16 protein-coding genes are annotated in these 18,920 nt (G+C 58.7%); all 16 read right to left on the reverse strand.

Annotation, left to right across the window (positions count from 1 at the left end; all coding sequences use genetic code 11):
* Nucleotides 1–3: 3 nt before the first annotated feature.
* Nucleotides 4–867, reverse strand: a complete 864-nt coding sequence (gene rapZ / locus NE623_RS01720; protein WP_256270931.1) for an RNase adapter RapZ — start codon at nt 865–867, stop codon at nt 4–6.
* 16 nt (nt 868–883) lie between these two features.
* Nucleotides 884–1,810 (reverse strand): UDP-N-acetylmuramate dehydrogenase, encoded by a 927-nt coding sequence (gene murB, locus NE623_RS01725; RefSeq protein ID WP_256270930.1) that lies wholly within the window; start codon nt 1,808–1,810, stop codon nt 884–886.
* A 17-nt stretch (nt 1,811–1,827) separates the two neighbouring features.
* Nucleotides 1,828–2,784, reverse strand: coding sequence for an ROK family protein (locus NE623_RS01730; protein WP_256270929.1), 957 nt, complete (start codon nt 2,782–2,784; stop codon nt 1,828–1,830).
* The gene (locus tag NE623_RS01735) at nt 2,781–3,530 is read right to left on the reverse strand and encodes a phosphatase (protein ID WP_256270928.1); all 750 of its coding nucleotides are present in this window, start codon (nt 3,528–3,530) and stop codon (nt 2,781–2,783) included. The genes NE623_RS01730 and NE623_RS01735 overlap by 4 nt, the downstream gene beginning before the upstream one ends.
* A gap of 18 nt (nt 3,531–3,548) precedes the next feature.
* Nucleotides 3,549–4,481: an HPr(Ser) kinase/phosphatase gene (gene hprK, locus NE623_RS01740; RefSeq protein ID WP_256270927.1), complete on the reverse strand. Its 933-nt coding sequence runs from the start codon at nt 4,479–4,481 to the stop codon at nt 3,549–3,551.
* Nucleotides 4,482–4,615: 134 nt separating this feature from the next.
* Nucleotides 4,616–5,623: an acyltransferase family protein gene (locus NE623_RS01745; RefSeq protein WP_370866664.1), complete on the reverse strand. Its 1,008-nt coding sequence runs from the start codon at nt 5,621–5,623 to the stop codon at nt 4,616–4,618.
* 15 nt (nt 5,624–5,638) lie between these two features.
* Nucleotides 5,639–7,045, reverse strand: coding sequence for a rhamnan synthesis F family protein (locus tag NE623_RS01750; RefSeq protein ID WP_256270926.1), 1,407 nt, complete (start codon nt 7,043–7,045; stop codon nt 5,639–5,641).
* Nucleotides 7,046–7,052: 7 nt separating this feature from the next.
* Nucleotides 7,053–8,996 (reverse strand): rhamnan synthesis F family protein, encoded by a 1,944-nt coding sequence (locus NE623_RS01755; protein ID WP_256270925.1) that lies wholly within the window; start codon nt 8,994–8,996, stop codon nt 7,053–7,055.
* A 12-nt stretch (nt 8,997–9,008) separates the two neighbouring features.
* Nucleotides 9,009–9,860 carry an NAD-dependent epimerase/dehydratase family protein gene (locus NE623_RS01760; RefSeq protein WP_256270924.1) on the reverse strand — a complete coding sequence of 284 codons (852 nt, stop codon included), beginning with the start codon at nt 9,858–9,860 and terminating at the stop codon, nt 9,009–9,011.
* Nucleotides 9,861–9,862: 2 nt separating this feature from the next.
* Nucleotides 9,863–10,882, reverse strand: coding sequence for a glycosyltransferase family 2 protein (locus NE623_RS01765; RefSeq protein ID WP_256270923.1), 1,020 nt, complete (start codon nt 10,880–10,882; stop codon nt 9,863–9,865).
* Nucleotides 10,883–10,904: 22 nt separating this feature from the next.
* The gene (locus NE623_RS01770) at nt 10,905–12,614 is read right to left on the reverse strand and encodes an HAD family hydrolase (protein ID WP_256270922.1); all 1,710 of its coding nucleotides are present in this window, start codon (nt 12,612–12,614) and stop codon (nt 10,905–10,907) included.
* Nucleotides 12,611–13,501, reverse strand: a complete 891-nt coding sequence (locus NE623_RS01775) for a glycosyltransferase family 2 protein (RefSeq protein ID WP_256270921.1) — start codon at nt 13,499–13,501, stop codon at nt 12,611–12,613. The genes NE623_RS01770 and NE623_RS01775 overlap by 4 nt, the downstream gene beginning before the upstream one ends.
* Entirely contained in the window at nt 13,494–14,264 is a 771-nt protein-coding gene (locus tag NE623_RS01780) for a DUF4422 domain-containing protein (protein WP_256270920.1), read from the reverse strand. Before NE623_RS01780 ends, NE623_RS01775 begins: the two co-directional genes overlap by 8 nt.
* A 101-nt stretch (nt 14,265–14,365) precedes the next feature.
* A complete protein-coding gene (locus NE623_RS01785; protein WP_256270919.1) occupies nt 14,366–16,255 on the reverse strand; it encodes an ABC-F family ATP-binding cassette domain-containing protein in 1,890 nt (629 codons plus the stop codon).
* A 74-nt stretch (nt 16,256–16,329) separates the two neighbouring features.
* On the reverse strand, nt 16,330–17,085 hold the full coding sequence (locus NE623_RS01790) for a YjjG family noncanonical pyrimidine nucleotidase (protein ID WP_256270918.1): 756 nt from the start codon (nt 17,083–17,085) through the stop codon (nt 16,330–16,332).
* Between the two features lie 18 nt (nt 17,086–17,103).
* A complete protein-coding gene (locus NE623_RS01795) occupies nt 17,104–18,792 on the reverse strand; it encodes a GDSL-type esterase/lipase family protein (RefSeq protein WP_256270917.1) in 1,689 nt (562 codons plus the stop codon).
* Between the last annotated feature and the right edge of the window lie 128 nt (nt 18,793–18,920).

Here is an 18,920-nt window from a genome sequence, read left to right on the forward strand (position 1 = left end):
TTATTATAGACTTCGATTCACATCGCGGTGCTGCACGCTGGGGGCATAGCCCAGCTTCTCACAGAATTCACCGATTTTCCGCGCAAAGGTAATCGAACGGTGCTTGCCGCCGGTGCAGCCCACCGCAATCATCAGCTGGCTTTTCCCCTCCTTGACATACAGCGGCAGGGCAAATTCCAGCATATGCTCATACCGGCGCAGCAGCTCGCGGGAATCCTCGGAATCCATGACGTAATCCACCACGTCCTGATCCAGCCCGGTCTTGTGCTTGAGCTCCGGCAGATAGAAGGGGTTCGGCAGGCAGCGCACATCCAGCACAAGGTCTGCCTCCTGCGGCAGACCATATTTGAAGCCAAAGGATACCACCGTCAGCGCCATCGGGCTTTCGCCCTTATCCAGGAACAGGCTGCACACGCGCTCCCGGTTCTGTGCGGCGGAAAGCAGTGATGTATCAATGACATATTTTGCTTTATCCCTCAACGGCTGCAGCAGCTTACGTTCCCGGGCAATCGCCTCGGAGATGGGCACCTTTTCCGCTACCGACAAAGGGTGTTGGCGGCGGGTCTCCTTGTAGCGGCGCTGGATAACCGAATCATTGGCGTCCAGAAACAGAATATCATAGTTGATTTTCTTGTCATCCAAATCCGCCAGTGCTTCCTTCAGCTGCTCAATGCTGCGCACACCGCGCACATCCATAACAACCGCCACGCGGTTGAGCTGGTTTTCGCCCTGCAGGGCAAAGTCCACGATACGCGGCAGCAGCGCCACCGGGATATTGTCAATGCAGAAAAAGCCGATGTCCTCCAGCGCATTGACAGTCATAGACTTGCCCGCGCCCGAAAGGCCGGTCACAATCAGAAAATTCATCTTTCCCACCGTTCACTTATCTCACCACGCGGATTTCGCGCTCCAGAACAAAGCCGGTTTTGTCCCTGACAATCCGGCTGACCTGCTCGGTCAGGGCCACCACATCGGCGCAGGTCGCGCCGCCGCGGTTGATGACAAAGCCGCAGTGCTTCTCACTGATTTGCGCCCCGCCGACGGTAAAGCCGCGCAGGCCGCACTCCTCAATCAGCTTGCCTGCAAACGCGCCCTGCGGCCGCTTGAAGGTGCTGCCCGCACTGGGCCATTCCAGCGGTTGCTTATCCTTGCGCCTGCCTAGAAGCTCCTGCATTCTGGCCAGCACCGCTGCCCCATCGCCATGGCGCAGCACCACCGTGGCGGACAGAATACACCAGTCGGGGTTTTCCTCAAACAGGCTGGTACGGTAGCCCATCTTCAAATCGGCGGCAGGCAAGGTGCGCAGCTGCAAATCGCTGTCCAGAAAGGTCACGCTTTCCAGCACGTCCTTCAGCTCCCCGCCGTAGGCCCCCGCGTTCATATAGACAGCACCGCCCACCGTGCCGGGGATGCCGCAGGCAAATTCCAGCCCGGTCAATCCCAGTGTCTGGGCCTTGCTGCAAAGGCGTCCCAGCGTCTGCCCCGCCCCGGCGGTAATACGCACAAGGTCGGTATCCGCGTCGGATGCTTTCATCTCATTCAGGCCGCGCATATCCACAACAGCGCCGTCAAAGCCGGCATCGTCAAACAGCGTGTTGGAGCCATTTCCCAGCAGATAGACACGCACGCCCTGTGCACGGCAGTGCTGCAAAATACGGCGCAGCTCTGCTGCATTGCGCGGGGCGCACCAGAACGCCGCCGGACCCCCGATTTTAAACGTCGTGTGCCCTGCCAGTACCTCCTGCTGCACAAAGGGCAGCTGCTCTGCTGCCAGAGCCTTGGCCAACGCCGCAGTTGTCTTTTCCTGCATAGGTTTCCTCCGCTGAATCAGATAGAATTACCGAGGGCTGCTGCGCCAATGACGCCTGCGTCGTTGTGCAGCTGGCAGGCGCAGATAACCGGGAACTTGCCAGTGGTAATGTTGCGGGTCTCGTTTTCTGCGTAAGTGCGAACCGGTGCCAGCAGAACCTCGCCCTGATTGGACACACCGCCGCCGATGCAGATGACCTCCGGCTCAAAGGTGTTGATGACGTTGGCAATGCCAACGCCCACATACTCAATCCAGCTGTCCACAACCTTCTTGGCGGTCTCATCGCCCTTGGCCATGGCATCAAAGGCCAGCTTGGCATTGACGTGGTCAATGTCCTGCGTCATTTTCCACATAATCGTATTCTTGTTGGCCTGCATGGCGTTTTTCGTCTCGCGGGTCAGGGCGCTGGCCGAGGCATAGCGCTCCCAGCAGCCCTTGCGGCCGCAGGTGCACTGGATGCCGTCCTTGACAATGACATTATGGCCCATCTCGCCCGCGGCAAAATTGAAGCCGCGCAGAATTTTGCCGTCCAGAATGATGCCGCTGCCGATGCCGGTGCCCAGCGTGATAACCACGGCATCCTTATAGCCCTTAGCACCGCCTGCAATGTACTCGCCGTAGGCGGCGGCGTTGGCATCGTTCTCAACATAGACCTTGCAGCCCAGCAGCTTTTCCAGGTCAGGGCCGAGGTTCCAGTCATAGTAGCCAAAGTTGGTGTTGAAGCCGACAAAGCCGGTGGTGAAGTTCACGCTGCCCGGGGTGCCGATGCCGACATAGGCAATATCGGCAAAGTCAATCTTATTCTCGCGGGCCACCGTGCGGCACAAATCGGCCATGCCCTTTTCCAAATCCTCCGCCGGGCGGGGCAGGCGCGTTGCCCAGGTCAGCTTGCCAATGATTTCATAGCTCTCGTTGACAATACCGGCGGTCATAGTGGTGCCGCCGAGGTCAATACCAATGGTGTACTTGCTCATAACAGAATTCCTCCTACTTCTTTAGCGCAGGGCTTTTTGTGCTCCTGCAGTTCACGTACCAGATTTTCCCGCGTGGCGTTGATGATGAGCTCCTGCGGAAAGTCCAACTCCTCCAGCATTGCATACAGCGCCATAAGACCGTTTTTGAGCTGGAGGGTGCTGTGGGCATCGCTGTCCACCGAAATGCGGCAGCCGTTTTCAAGGCAGGCTGCCAGCAGTGCGCGCATATTGGGGACACCGTCCTTGCGGACGTTGAACGAGTTGCCGTTCAGCTCCACAACCTTATGATTTCTGACAAAGGCCTTGGTGACAAGGTCATAGTCATAGCGATAGTTTTCCTGCTCGGAATGGCCGATGATATCCACATAGGGGTTTTCTGCCACGGCCAGCCAGAGACGGTTTGCTTCCTTGCGGGTCAGCAGCCCCGGCACACAGGCGCTGTGGATGGACGCCACCACCCAATCCTGTTGTTTGAGCAGGCTTTCGGGCATATCCAGCCCGCCCTTCGTGTCCATAACGTTGACCTCCGCGCCGTAGAGCATAACAACGCCTTCCACAACACGCGGCAAGGCCTTCCAGTTCTGGAAGTGCCAGATATGCGCAGAGTCCGGCATGGAGGAGGCGTGGTCGGTGACAGCCAGCGCGCAGTAGCCGGTTTCTCTGGCGGCTGCGGCCATTTCGTTCAACGTGTTGTAGGCGTGGGTGGCACACAGCGTGTGGGTGTGCAGGTCTGCAATCATCTGCATGGGATGGGAATACCTCTTTTACTTTGTGATATCGTCCTGAAGGCCCAGTTGGGTCAGCAGCTCCTTGGCTGCATTGTAGCCCATCTCCTTCTGGCGGTTGTTGATGGCCGCCGTTTCCAGAATGACGGCCAGATTACGGCCCGGCATAACCGGGATAAGCATACTGGGCACCTTGACGCCGAGGATGTCATAATACTCGGTTTCGAGGCCCGTGCGGTCATAGTTCTTGGTGCGGTCCCATGGCTCAAGCTGGACCACCATCTCCACCTCAACGCTGGAGCGCACCGAGCCGATGCCGAAAACACGCGCCACGTTGATGATGCCAATGCCGCGCAGCTCAATAAAGTGGCGGATGTTGGCGGGTGCCGTGCCCAGGATCTTGCGGTAGGATACCCTGCGCAGCTCAACGGCATCGTCGGCAATCAAACGGTGGCCGCGCTTGACCAGCTCAATGGCCGTCTCGCTCTTGCCGACGCCGGAATCGCCCAAAATCAGGATGCCCTCGCCGTAGACCTCCACCAGCACACCGTGTCGGGTAATGCGGGGTGCAAGCTCGGTGTTCAGGGTTGTGATGAGCTGCCCCATCAGGGCCGAGGTCATCTCGGTGGACATCAGCAGCGGTACGCCGTACTTCTTGGCAAACTGCATCATCTCCGACAAGGGCTGCATACCGCGGGTCAGCACAACGGCGGGCGGCTGGAAGGAGAACAGCTTCTCCAGATGGGTGTTGCGCAGCGAGGTGGACAGCTCATCCAGATAGGACATTTCGGTCAGGCCGATAATCTGGATGCGCTTGTTGTCAAAGTTCTCATAGTAGCCGGCCAGCAGGATGCCCGGGCGGTACACCTCCGTTGCTGTGACCTGGATTTTATCCAGCTCACAGGGGGTATAGGCAATCGTCAGGTTAGCCTCCTCCGCCAGCTTTGCGAGGGAAACAGAGAATTCAGACACAGTGGAACGCCCCTTTCCTTTTTCAAAACATTATTATCTATTATACCGTAACCGGCGTTTTTTGTACAGGGGGAATAGCCCCCGCTTTGTCAAAAAAATGCCCGCCGTTTTTGTGTGAAAACGGCGGGTCGGTTTCAGTTGTTCCGGGGGCACATAGCCGCAACGGCGGTGCGCAGGGTTCTTTGCAGCCAGAGCAATGCCTCTGCCGCGGCAAAGGTGGCAGCCAGATAAATCACAAACAGGAATGCGGTGTCCCGGCGGGACAGTGCCCCCAAATCAAAGTGTGCGGCCATATCCTGAATCAGCACATGGTGGACAAGAAAAACCGCGTAGGAGATTTTGGCCAGCCGTGCCCCCACCGCACAGGGCCACGGGCGCTCGAGCAGCGGTGCCGCAAGCGCCAGCAGGATAAAGACCGTCATGCTGACCAGCGCACAGGTGATTTTCCCGTCCAGACGCTGCGCCGCCGCACCGGCCAGAAGAAGCACCGGGGCCAGCAGATACTGCGCCTTTTTGCCCAAGGTCAAGAAGGTCATACCAAACAGAAATTCCGGGATATGCACCGCCACAAGCCGTGCATCCCAGCCCATCAGGTGCACCGGGATGCAGACCGTCAGCGTCACCGCCCATGTCAGCACCAGGTGCTTGCGCATTGCACGCTGCAAAAGCGGAAAGAGCGCATATAAAAACAGAATGCTGCCGAGGAACCACTCGCCGACACAGGCAAAGTCCATGCCGACCCAGCCCGCAGCCACCGCAAAGTTATCCAGCCCCAGTGCGGTAAGCACCAGCGTGACCGTCCTTGCCCCGCCGAAGCTGCCGGGCTTTGTCACAAAGCGGAACGCAAAGACCACAAACCACGCCAGCCAGAACAGAGGATAGACGGCCCTTGCCCGCTTTTTATAAAACTGCACCGGGCTCTGGTCAAGCGGGACGGTCAGCGCCAGCGAGGCACCGGACACGATAAAAAACAAGGACGAGCCAAAATCCCCGAGATAAATGCCCAGCGGCAAAGTGCTGGTGAACAGCTTGTGCGGCATGGTAAAATACCCGGTGACCGTTGCATTGAAATGTACGATCAGGATGCAGGCCAGCGCCATGGCGCGGATGAAATCCAGATAGAAAAGACGTTGCTTTTTGATTGGGTATCTCCCCTTTTATTTTTGCAGTCTGTGCTTGATAAGCCGTCCCAGCTGCTTTGCCACATCGGCGGGCCGGGCGGCGGCGGTTTCGTAGGCGTTCAGGATATCTGCGCGGGCCACTGCCTGCGCCGCCGTCTCAAACGGCGCTGCATACGCACCGTTTTCCTGCGCCGTCAGCGCCAGCCGCCACGCATCCAGCTGGGTTTTACATTCCGGGATTCCGTCCGGGAAGGCAGATTCGCGCACCAGCATCCAACCGCAGTTGGGCGCGGGCAGGGGTGCCTCATCCACCGGGACAGGTGCTTTTTCCCTCAGTGCGGGCAATGCCGCCAGCCACTGTGCGCGGCGGGCTGACGTACAGCCCGCATACAGCGGCACCGAGGGGCTCAGGATGCCCAGGAGCGGCTCTTTTTCAAACCACGCGGCGGCCTCGCCCAGCAGAGCATCCGCCTCGGCGGCGGCCTGCTGGTTGTACCAGTCTGTCACCGGGTCCGCGGCGGGCAGCTCATAGCGGATGAGCTTCAGCCCCAGCGCGGCAGGGTCGGCCGGTGCAGTATGCCGTTTTTCCACAAGATAGCGCCAATGCAGATTTTGTGCCAGCGCCGCCAGCGGCTGCGTTTTCAGCAGCGATACCACCAGCAAATCCAGCGGGAAATCCGTTTCTGACTGGATATACCCGCACAGCTCCCGCGCCGCCATACCGTCCGTGCGGCGCAGCTCGTCCGCATAGGGCGTGAAAAGACTGCGCCGCTTGAAAAACGGACAGCCGCGGTTCTGCAGCAGTTCCCTCGGGCAGGCCATAATGGGATTGACAAAGACGTCCTTCATATCGTCCGTCTGCACATAGGTATCCCAGACATAGCCCTTGGCAGCAAAGTACGGTGTAAACCGCGTTTCGTGGCAGATGACCGACTGCTCATAGCTTTCCGGCAGCTTCATTTCCTGCCAGTAGCGCCAGAAATCCTCACTGTTGAAAAGCCGCGGGCGCAGGGCGAGAAAATGTGACTGGATATGCTCCAGCACATTGCCGCCGAACCGTGCGCTTTTCATCGCGTAGTGGCGTGTCAGCCCCCAGAAATCCAGCTCCCGGCGGGCGTCCATCGCCGCCAGCATCGGCTCCAGCGTGCAGACCGGACCCGCCAGCGTATAGTTCATCAGGATGACTTCCTCATACCCGGCCAGCTCCTCGCGGCCAAGTGAGAGCAGCGCCTCCCGGTAGGCACCGACATCGAAGCCGGTGTTTTCTCTCTCGATACGCCCTGCGCCGGACTGGCGCACCCAGACGCGGTCTGCCGGGTTCAGCGTACCGTTTGTGACAAAGATGACCCTTGCATATTTCTGCATTGCCTGCACAGCAACGCGGCAGGCTGTGTCAATGCGGCCTGCCGGGTCATAATGAAAATAGATGACCAGTCGTTTCATCGGCGTGTCAGTCCTCATAGGGGCCGTGGTGCGGGCCAAGGATGGCGCGCTTTGTGCTGATAATCACTTTATAAGAGCCCGCGGGCAGATTATCCCGCAGCCAGTTGCGCGCATGGCGGCGTTTGCTGGCCGAATATGGGCCGTAATGGCTGAACAGGTGGTGCTTTTTGCAGGCAAAATCCACCGCCGAGCTGCTGGCGTTATAGAAGGTCGTGCACTCAAAGACGCGGGCCAGCGGGCGAATCAGACCGTTGGCGTAGGCCTGCATTGTATCATTGCGGGTCACGGCGTAATTCTGGCTCATAACCACCGCCGGGTAGTAGCCTGCCCCCTGCGCCACAAACGGATAGACACGCTCAATGGCGTGGCTGATGGTGCCGTCCTGCGGCAGCGGCTCCGGCGGGAAATCCGTATGCTTCCAGCCGTGGTCAAACAGCGGGGCCAGCGCCTTGGGGCGGAACCAGAACACACTGCCGTAGGGCGCAATCGGCGATTTTTCACCGCTGATGGGCACATCCACCCCCAGCTCCTTCATCAGCTTTTTGGTGTTCTCAAAGTTCGGGCCCCAGCCGCCGGAGCTCATATTCATAAAATACACGCCGTGGGTCGGGAACGGCGGGCAGAGGATGCCGAGATACGGGTCTTTTTCAAACTCGCACAGCACGTTCAGCACATGGGCGGCGTTCTTGCAGACGTTCTCATTGCAGACATAGCCGAAGCTGGCACCCACGCTGCCGGGCTTTGTCTGGATGGCTTTTTTATCGTGCATAAAGCAGGCATAGTCATATTCCCGCAGTTGGGGGGCCAGATCACAGAGGAAGGCGGCCACATCGCGGCCCTGATTTTCCACCACAGTCACGGTGACGCTGTGCACCCGCAAATCCGCAAAAGCGGCTTCAATCTGCGGCTTTTTGTCGGCGCTGCTGGTCGAGATGAAAACATCCGTCTCCGGCGGGAATTTGGCCGCAAATGCCTTGCTGGAATCCAGCATATCCATAAAATACAGGTGCATCGCCAGCGCAATGCGGCGGTTCTTGCGAATGTCCTGCACCATAGCGGTATCCTGCACGGTGGGCGCAATGATGCGGGTCAGCGCCAGATTGCGGGTGAAATCATGCGGGTGCATCGTGCGGATCATATTCTTCCAGATAAGGTCAATGGGATAGTCCGTCTCGGTGCGCAGATAGTCATACAGCTCCTGCACCGGCTCCCCCGCCGTATCGTTGAGATAGGCCTCCAGCTCGTGCATAAAGCTGCGGCGCTTGAAAAGCGGGCATTTCTTCTCACGCAGCAAAAGTGTCGGGCAGACAAGCAGCGGATAGTCTGTAAAGTCCTTCAAATCGTCGGTCTTGACGTAGACATCCCACTTGAAGCCCTTATCCTCAAACTGCTTGGTGAAAACCGCCTCATACCGCTGCACGGAGTCGGTGTAGCTTTCAATCATCGGCATATTGTCCCAATAGGCCTGCAGCTCAGCGCTCCTGACAAAGCGCTGGCGGTAGACGATGAAATGGGACTGGATGTGCACCGGCAGATAGTCATACAGGTGCTTACCCTTGAAGGGGTTGGACTGTGCGCCGTGATGAATGGAGAGGCCCCAGAAATCCAAATCCTGATTTTCCCACATGGCGTCGAACATTTCCTGCAGCGGGCGCACCGGGCCCATCAAGGTGGAGTTCGTCATGACAATCTCGTCAAACTCGGCCAGCCTTGCCCAGCCGTAGGAGTCAAGCGCCGACTTGTACGCCCAGACATCCAGGCCCTTGTTCTCGCGCACGATGATATTGTCCGTAAAGCGGGAGAAGGCTGCACGGCCCTGCTCACTGAGCTTGCCATTGCAGACAACGACCAAATCGGTCAGGTTCTTATTCAGGTCAGCAAGATAGTAGGTGATGAAATCATCCACATCGCCATTTTTTTCATAGAAGAAAAAGATGCCCAATCGTTTCATTGCGTTTTTTCCTTACTGTTGAGGTTTGTAGGTGTCATTGGCCAGTATCCGGTTGATTTTGGCCGGGTCGCCCCAGGTGCCCGGGCTGTCATAGGGGCGGTCCGGGAAGGCGCCGTAGTCCAGTTTAATCGTATAGTTTTTGTCGCGCAGGAACTTCTCCACACGGTCAGCCAGGCTCATGGGCTTGCCGGTGCAGACGTTGATAATGCCGTTGATCTCCTCCTGCACGCTGGCGGCCACAATCATATTGGCCAGCTCGTCCACGTCAATGAAATCGTAGAGATTCTTGCCGCTGGTAAAGGGGAAGGTCTTTTTTCCATCCAGCTCTGCCTGTGCAATCTTGGCAAAAATCGAGCTGCCGTGCGCCTCGTCCCCGGTGATATAGTAAGCGCGCAGCCAGTGCAGCTTGCAGGGGGAATCTGCAAGGGTCAACATCATACTCTGGCGCAGGGCGTTTTTGGCAATGCCGTACTGGCTCTGCGGCTTGCAGGGGGTGCTCTCGTTGATAGCGCCCTCCCAGTAGCCGACCTCGTGCATCGTGCCCATAACACTCAAGTCCTTCAAGCCGCCGTCAATCAGGGTGTTCAGAAAGACCACATGGCTGGACAAATCCTTCATATGGGCGCTGGAGTTATGGCGGAAACCATCCCTCCATGCCAGATGGATGCAGACATCCGGGCTGCCCAACTTACGGTATAAATCCGGGTCGCCGCTGAACAGCGGCACATCACAAAATTCGGCGCGTTCATCCACGCCCTTGAAGTTGAAATCCGCCGCGATGACTTTATAGCCGCGGTCCAGTGCATTTTTTACCACATGGCGGCCGATGTAGCCCGCCGCGCCGGTAACAAGAATTGTTTTCATAGCTAGTCCTCTCTGACCGGCAGCAAATCATACAGGTCTTGCAGCCGCATCTGATATAAAAGCAGTGCGATCGTCTGTTTTTTCGTGTGCTTCGCATCATGCAGAAGGTCAAGCAGGCCGCCCGGATAGGGTGCCAGCACCTCGCGCAGGGTGCGCCACGCCTTGCGGCGCAGCACGCCGGGGGCGTGGGCATCCCGCAGCTGGTGCATTAAAAAGGTCACCGCCTGAGCGCGGCGGTTTTTCCACACCGCCTGCATTTCCTCGGGGCCGCACCAGCGCTGGGCCGCGTGGTACTCGGCCTCCATCCACGGTTCCAATGCCCGGATGCGCCCCAGCATCGCCTGCGTTGTGCGTGCGCAGGAGGTGCTCTGTGCGCCTTCAAAATGCCGGTAGACCACCTGCGGGATGTACACCGCCCGGCTTATGCGCCGGTACGCGGCGGCATTGAACACGAAATCCTCCAGCCCATAGCTGCACCGTTCATTGAAGCGCAGCCCCAGCAGAGCTGTGCGGCGGTAGAGCGCGTTCCAGACGAACTGCGGGCCGCTGTTTTGCAAAAACACGCCGTACCCGCCGCGGCCCGGCTCACCTATTTCAATTGAGCAGGCTGTTCCGGCGGGATGGGGCTGCTCTGCAAAGCCGCCGTCCCGGCGCTGGCGCAAAAGCTCATAGCCGCCGCGCACAATATCCGCGTGGGTATCCTCGGCGGTCTGCAAAAGCAGCTTCAGTGCCCCCTGCCAGAACTGGTCATCATCGTCACAGAAGGCGATGAACTCACCGCCCGCCGCCTCCAGCCCGCGGTTGCGTGCGGCGCAGATGCCGGAGTTTTTCTGGGTGATGATGTGGATGCAGTCATTTTCGTGTGCCAGCGCATGGCACACGCTGTCGGTGTTGTCGGTGGAGCCGTCATTGACAATGATAATCTCCAGCCCGGGCACCTGCTGGGAAAGGATGGATTCCACCGCGGCGCGCAGGGTTCCCCCCGCGTTGTAGGCCGGGATGATTACACTGATTTTTGCCATGCACCGCGCTCCTTTCCGCAGATTATTTCTTGAATGTGAGATACAGCCTGCCATAAGGCAACGGCAGCGGGGCCAGCCGCTTCAGGTAGCCGATTTTCCACCGCGCCGCCGCAAAATCCCGCTTGGCCTCGCCGGGGTGGATTAGATAATGCCCCACGCTCTGCGGTGCGGCCAGCGGGTAGACGCCGCCATCCTCAACGGTGAGATTGCCCAGAAGCGCAAGCTGTAAAGCAGTCGGGCTTTCCACCAGCCGCAGAAACGGCGCAACGGCCTGTTTGGGAGAAATGGGCTGGCCAGACAGGATGCTTTCCCGCCACGCTGCAGCAAAGTGCAGCACACCGCGCTGCACCTCCGCCAACATGGGCTCCGGGGTGTGCGGAGCTATTATGACCCCGCCGGTTTTTGTATAGCCCAGTGTGGCCCCGGCATCCTCCGAAAGGAGCCGTTCCAGCATGGGCTGCCCTGCCCAGTAGATGCGCGGCGCAGCCTCCCCGCAGAAAAGGAACACTTCCGCCCTTTCCGGGGTGAACCGCGTGCGCAGGCGCTCATCTGCTGAAAGCTGCAGGCCGTGCAGGCTGGTGTGCAGCAGCTTTTCCAGCAGCAGTTGTGTTGTGCCGCCGCTGCCGATGTCCACGAGAATATCGCCGGGCCGCAGTCTCCTGCCCTGCAGATATGCCTTGGCTGTATCAGCCGCTTCCGGGCGCGGCAGACTGCGCAGAAATTCATACAGCTCTGCCCCGTCCGGGTGCTTCAGGTCAAATTGCCCTGCAGCCGCAGCAGGCGGGCAGACCGTGCCGCAAAAATCCGCCAGCTGCTTTCCAGTCAGAAGCTGGCGCGGCAGGGCAGCCTGCACGCAGGCAAACTCCCTCGCCGCCAGAAAGGCCGGGGCCAGACTGCGGCGGGAAACCTGCAGATAGTCGGTCTGCTCCCCCGGGTAAAGGGTGCGGTAGACCTTCTGCATCAGGTACATATCCCGCGCCAGAAAGTGTACCGCCGCGTCGGGGCGGCTTGCCCGGCAGCGGTGCAGCCATTGGCTGAACGCCACGCACAACGGCCCCAACACGGAAAAGCCCAGTGCCTCCCCCGCCGTTTTCTGCATCGGCAGGCGGTTTTCGATAAAGGCGGCCAGATTTGTTCCGGGTGCTTCGGGCGTAGGCAGATGCCACGCCGCAATGCCTGCCACAGCCGCACCAATCACATCGGCGCGCCAGCTATCCCCAATGAAAAGCACCTGCTTTGCGTCCTGCTCCGTCTCATGCAGGAACTGCCGGAACAGCTTTCCGCTGCGCTTCTGCACGCCGTAGGTGCAGGAGACAAAGCCGCCGTCAAAGAAGGTATAGCCGCAGCGGCGCAGCATGGTGTCAATCTGTGTGTGCGACAGATACATATCTGAGATATAGTAGAGCCGTTTTCCCTGCTGCTTGAGCCTTTGCGCGGCGGCAAGCACAGGGCGGTACGCCGTGCAGGCGGCAAGCTCTGCGCTTACCTCCTCGGCCGGGTCATAGCCCGCCAGACAGGGGCGGGCGTAGATTTCGGCCAGCGTCACCTCGCCGCCCTTTGCGGCGCGTGCCTCCTGCTCTGCCCGGACGCGGACCTTGTAAAAGGCCTCGCCCCGCAGGCGGAACAGCGCCGTGGGGGTAGCTGTGTCGCGCTTAATCAGCGTGTCGAACACATCGAAGGCCACCGCATCAAAGCGTGCCGCTTTATGACAAATTTGTTCCGTAATATTCATGATACATATGGTATCTGCGGGTGGAATCGAACCCCCGCGGCAAAGCCCTTCCAGATGATGCCAATACGCTCAGCGCGGCTGCCCTGCCCGTCGCGCAGAACCTGCACCGTGTGCCAGGCGTCCTTTGCCAGCAGCCACAGCCAGCCGAGGAGTCCCTCCCGGCGGTAGAGCACAACATCATTGCGGTAAAAATAACGGTAGCGCGCCCAGCGGGCAGGCACATCCCGCGCAATGTTCACAACACCGGGGTTCTGCATAGCGTGCACCACCCGGCTGGCCGGAATGACCCAACACGGCTTTGCGCGGGAAATACGGCGGGTGTACTCCCAATCATCGGACCAGATAAAAAATTCCGCGATAGGCAGCCCAAACTGCTGCACCGTCCGGGTGCGCAAAAACAGTGAGACAAAGCTCGCCATCACCGCCGGAACGGCAGACGCGTCAAAGCTGTCGATGTCCTTATACATTGTTTTGCGCTGCAGGTTCATCGGCTGGTCGGTACCGTCCGGGGCCAAAGCCCGGCTGGACAGCCAGCCGTAGTCCCCGCTGGCCGCATCGGCTTCCAGCAGCTTTTCCAGCGCGTCCGGCTCCGGCAGGGTGTCATCGTCCATAATCCAGACCGCCTCGCAGCCAAGGCGCACGGCTTCTTCAAGGCCGCGGGCAAAGCCGCCCGCGCCGCCGAGGTTTTCCCCGGTGTTGTGGTAGATAAGCCCCGGCATGGTCAGCGCTTTTATATAGTCCGCTGTGCCGTCATTGGAAGCGTTATCTACCAGCAGCACGGTAAAGCCCTGCACGGTCTGCGCCCGCAGCGCCGTCAGACACTGCCTGAGCAGCGGCAGGCGGTTATAGGTCACGACCACTGCCGTGACAGCCTTTGCATCAATCATCTTTTTTCGGGAAGAATTTGCGCTTGAGGAAGGCTGTGCCCTTGTGCAGCCAGTTCTGGTGCTCCATATAGACGATGTCCAGCTCCTCAAAGCTGATGTTGTTTGTAGTCAGCCACGCATCCAGCAGGCGCTCACTCACAAAGCCGAAAACACGCCGGTCATTTGCGGTGTAGCCGGTCATATCCAGTTCCTTTTCCAGCTCAAACAGGATGTCAAACAGCCACGTGCAGTAATGCTGCAGCAGCTCCTTTTTCATGACAAACATATTGAAATGGTGGCCATGCGTCTTGGACATATACATATCATACGCAGGCAGATACTCCGGGCATTTGCGTGCGATGATGGCGCGGGTTGCGGTCAAGTCCCGCTTGTGATGGGCGTGGATATACTGGGTATAGTTGGTCTCAATGAAATAGTGCCGTTCCTTCGGCAGTACAACGTTGGTTGTAGCCAGAATGGAGCACAGCTCCTCATGGCTGATGACGCGATCCTTTTTGGCGGCAAAGCGGCTTTTTCTGCGGCTGGCAAAATAGCGGCGGTAATGCACAATACCGATATAGTCAGAATCTATATTGTGTGCTGCCCAGTACAGGCCGGTCAGCTCACAGAAATTGGCATTTCGCTCCGAAATATTCTCGCCGGTGTCATCGCCGATATAGCCGATAGCCGGGTGGATGGCGTGTCCCATCTGTACCGGCAGATACATGGGGTCATCCGGCACCCAGTACGGTTTATGCGTTGCTACGATAATGGTGGTCTGCAATGTGTTCTACCCGCCTTACGTTCCTTTCCTATATTTTCTTGCTAACCCTATAGTATAGCGTTTTTTTGCAGGAATACAAGTTACAGAACGGTAAAACGCGGTCATTCACCCTCGTTTTCAAAGCCTTCCTGCTCCTCGGCCAGCTTTTCCCACTCGTCATACAGCTCCTGCTGGTGAAAGCGCGTATCGTCCAGCTCATCGCATTTGTCCCGCAGCAGCAGATGGTCGCGCAGCACCTCGGGGTCATTGATTTCGTTTTCCAGCTCTACAATGTGCGCGCCCAGTTCCTCAATCTCAGTTTCTACCTTCTTGAGACGAGCGCGCACCTCGGCACGGCGCTTGCGCTGCTCTCGTCCGTAGGCCTGCTTTTTGGCAGTCTCCTCGGTTTTCTGCTGCTCCTGCGTTTTGCCATTTTCGCGGTTCTGCAGCGCGGCGAAGTTCGGGTAAAACGACGCTTTACCGTCCTCCAGATACATAATGGGGCAGCCCAGTGTCTGCATCAGGTAACGGTCATGGGTGACAAGCAGCAGCGTGCCGGTGTAGGCAGCCAGTGCCTGCGTCAAGCTCTCGCGCATATAAATGTCCAGATGGTTGGTCGGCTCATCCAGGAACATCAGGTTCGGGCGTTCCAGCGCCAGCTCTGCAAAGCGCAGGCGGGCCAGCTCGCCGCCGGAGAGCAAAGCGCAGTCCTTGAAAACCTCCTCGCCCCGGTAGCCGAAGCGCGCCAGATGACTGCGCACCTCCAGCTCAGTAAAGCGCGGATACTGGTTCCAGATAGCGTCAATGACGCGTCCGGCCCGGCGGGCCTGCTGCTGGGTGAAGATGCCGGGCTTGGCGCCGCTGCCCAGCCGCACCATACCGCCGGAGGGGCGGCGCTTGCCGTCCAGCACCTGCAAAAGGGTCGATTTACCCGCGCCGTTGGGCCCCGCGATGACCAGCTTGTCCCCGCGGTGCACCACGTAGTCCAGCGCGTCAATCAAGGTGCGTTCGCCGATACGCACGCTCAGGTTTTTCATAATGACCAGCTCATCATACGGCTCAATGTCATATTCAAAGCGGAAGTTCAGCTCCCACGCCTCCGCTGTGGGGGCCTCGACAATTTCCAGCTTTTCCAGCTGCTTGCGGCGGCTCTGGGCCATCTTGGTGGTGGAAGCACGCACAAGGTTGCGGTCAACGTAGTCCTGCAGCTTTGCGGCCTTCTCCACAGCGGCATCATGCAGCTTCTGCTGGCGCTCATCGGCGGCCTCACGCTGCGGCAGATACGCCGAGTAGTTGCCGCGGTAGGTCTTGATGGTCTTTCCGCGCAGCTCCCAGATGCGGGTGCAGACGGAATCCAGAAAATAGCGGTCATGGCTGACAACCAGCACCGCCCCGCGGTAAGCTTTCAGGTAGCTTTCCAGCCATTCCATTGTCTCGAGGTCAAGGTGGTTCGTCGGCTCGTCCAGTATCAGCAAATCGGGGCGTTCCAGCAGCAGACGCGCCAGACGCAGGCGGGTCTGCTCGCCGCCGGAAAGCACCCCCGCCAGCTTTGTCCACGTTTGTGCCGGAAAGCCCATACCGTTGAGCACCTTTTTAATCTGGGTGTCCATATTGTAGGCATCCATGGCATCAATGACCGCTGTGCAGTGGGCGATTTTCTCGGCCAGGGCGGCATCATGCGGGGCGGCTGCCAGCTGCTTCTGCAGCGCTTCCATCTCCTGCATGGCGTCCAGCGCCGGGGTGAATACCAGCTTCATCGTGGCGTAAACATCCAGCGCCGGGTCCAGCCGGGCATTCTGCTCCAGATAGCCGGTGGTCACCCCGGCTCCAAAGGCGGCATCGCCCGCGTCTGGCAGACACTCTCCGCAGAGAATCCGCAGCAGCGTGGTCTTTCCGGTGCCGTTTGCACCAATGATACCGATGCGGTCACCGCGCTCCACACCGGCATTTACATCCTGCAGTACCTCGTGTTCGCCGAAGCTCTTGCCTAAATTTTGAAGTTCCAACAACATAACGGTACGTTCCTCTATTCCAAAATGATGCCGCTGCCTTTCGTATGGGCAGCGGCAGTATACCCCTGCCTTGCTCAGAGCAGAGCCTCGTTGCTGTGGCGGCGGTTGCGCACGCCCAGATTTTCCAGTTCCTCCGGTTCCATCACAATGCGGTACAGCTCCTCATAGGAGCCGACCGTATACTTCGGCGTGATGCCGGATTTATTTTCCTCGTTCTTGGGGTTGAACCAGCAGGTGTCCACCCCGGCATTCTGGCCGCCCTTGATGTCTGCCAGCAGGTCATCACCCACCATCAGCACACGGCTTTTGTTCGTGATGCCAAGGTCGCGGAAGGCGTGCTCAAACAGCTTGGCGCTCGGCTTGGCTGCGCCGACCTTCTCTGAGATATAGATGCCGTCCATATAGCGGCCAATGCCGGAGGCCGCAATGCGGGACTCCTGCACGGCAAGGGCACCGTTGGACACAATAGCCAGCGTTGCCACCTCACCCAGCTCCTCCAGGGCGGTCAGGGCGCCCGGCAGCAGGTCGGCATGGGTGGCCAGCAGCTCCTCATAGCGGTCATTCATTGCCTTGCTCTTGCCGTTGTCCGGCAGCTGCATGGCCTGCATAAAGCGGCCAAAACGAATCTGGAACAGCTTCTGCTTGTTCAGCTGGCCCTTGGCCAGAGAATCCCACAGCTCGCGGTTCACCTTGTGGTAAACCGCGCAGGCATTTTCATCGTGGGGCAGCTCATACTCTGCCAGCATATCGGTCAGTGCCTGACGCTCCGCAGCGTCAAAGTCCAGCAGTGTATTGTCAATGTCCAGCAGGACACAGGTATAAATTGCCATTTTCTTACCTCTGTAAAATCATTCCCCCGCATGCTGGTCAGTCGAGGTCGAAGTCGACTCCGGTGTCGGGGCCGGGGTCGGTGTCGGGGCCTGCGTGGGTGCCGGGCTTACGGTCACCGTAAAGACGGCATCCACATTGTTGTTGACCGCGTGGATGTGGTAGGTGCCAGCCTCGTTGGCGGTAAAGGTAACCTGATTGCCGGTCATACGCCAGGAGGTTTCCTCACAGCCCCAGACGGTATCGCCATTGCCGTTCGTGACAGTGGCGGTCAGGGTGGTGCTCTGGCCGACGGTCAGCGTGTTGCTGCCGCTGATATTCACGGTTGTGGGGTCAGCCGCCACCGTAACCACCAGCTGCGCGGTAGAGAAGGTGCCGTTGATTTCAATCCCGGCCTTGATGGTGTAGCTGCCCGCATTGTCACCGGTAAAGGTGAAGCTGCTGCCGTTCTGCTCCATCTCGCTGTTGACGGACCACTGGACGTTTGTAGCGTCATAGTTCTTGCCGCCCAGCTTGACAGAGGCGTTGATGGTCAGTTTCTCGCCCTTCTTGATGGTGGTGTCCGCCTTATCCAGCGTCAGCTCCACGCGGGCATCGTTGAACATAGCCTTGACGGAGATATCCTTTGTGATGTTGTCATAGCGGGTCGCCGTGGTGACGCCGTCGCTCCATTTGTAGAACACGAAGCCCTCCGCTGCCACGGCCGTAACGTTGACGCTGGTGCCGGAGGCTGCCTCAATCTCCAGGCTGGAGACGCCGGTCTGGCCGTTGCCGGTCAGCGTGCCCTTGGTCGCGTCCTCCACCTCATAGCTGGCGGTGAGCTTTTCCGGGGTAGCTGTCGGCTCAGCCGTATTCCCGCCGACTGACTGGGAAGCACGCTGCGGAATATCACTGGTGTCGGGGCGGCTGTCCATTGTGTTGTAAGCGTGGCTCTTGGCGTATTCCAGCACAACACGTGCGCCGGAGGCACTGTAGCCGCTGCCCTCAAAGTACGTGCTTTCCGCGTAGCCGTCGCTGTTTTTCAGCACCTCGGCGGTGTTCAGGTACTTGACGTCCAAATCGCTGCAGGCCGCGGCCAGCGCCTGATTGAACTGGTCAATGTAGGTCTGAATCTGGGCGGCATCAGTGCTGTCCTGCTTCACCGGGGGCACCGCCACGGCAATGATATCGCAGTACGAATAGGCGGACCGGATGCTCTGTAAAAACTGCTTGTAGTCCGCAATGTAGGACTCCACACTGACCGTGCCGTCTACATCATTGGAACCAAGCTGTACAAAGACGCGGCGTGCCTTCATCTTCGGGATGGCCTGCACGATGGTATAAGTGCTGGAATCCGAGGCGAAGTTCACGCAGGAGGTGGAAAGAGCCTTTGCGGTTTTCAATCCCTCCTGCCCGACAAATTGGTTCAAGGTAATGCGGCTGTCCTTCTGCAGGCTGACCGCATACTGGTCGCCCGCAAAGACACTGGCCGTGATGTAGGCATCATCCGCCGAGGCCTGCGGCAGGATGCAGTCCAACGTGGTATCCAGCGGGAATGCCTCCGGGTCATAGGGATCCTTGGAGCCACCGAAAAGCCCTAGCTTGCCCGGCAGCACCCACGCCACCAAAATACTTAAAATGAGTGCCAGTGCACAAAGGGCCAGCACCACACACGCCTTGCGCTGTATAGGGCTCAGGCCAACTCTTTCCTCTTGACGTTCGCGGCTCATAGGAAAGCCTCCTCCTTTGATATGTGAATGGGGAGCTGGCCACAGGCCATATCCCACCTAGTATACATACTTGGAATTATATCATATTTTCAGAGCTTTGAACACCGTTTTCAAAAAATTGTCACGAA

It is taken from the genome of Gemmiger formicilis (genome assembly GCF_024462815.1).
Classification (GTDB): Bacteria; Bacillota; Clostridia; order Oscillospirales; family Ruminococcaceae; genus Gemmiger.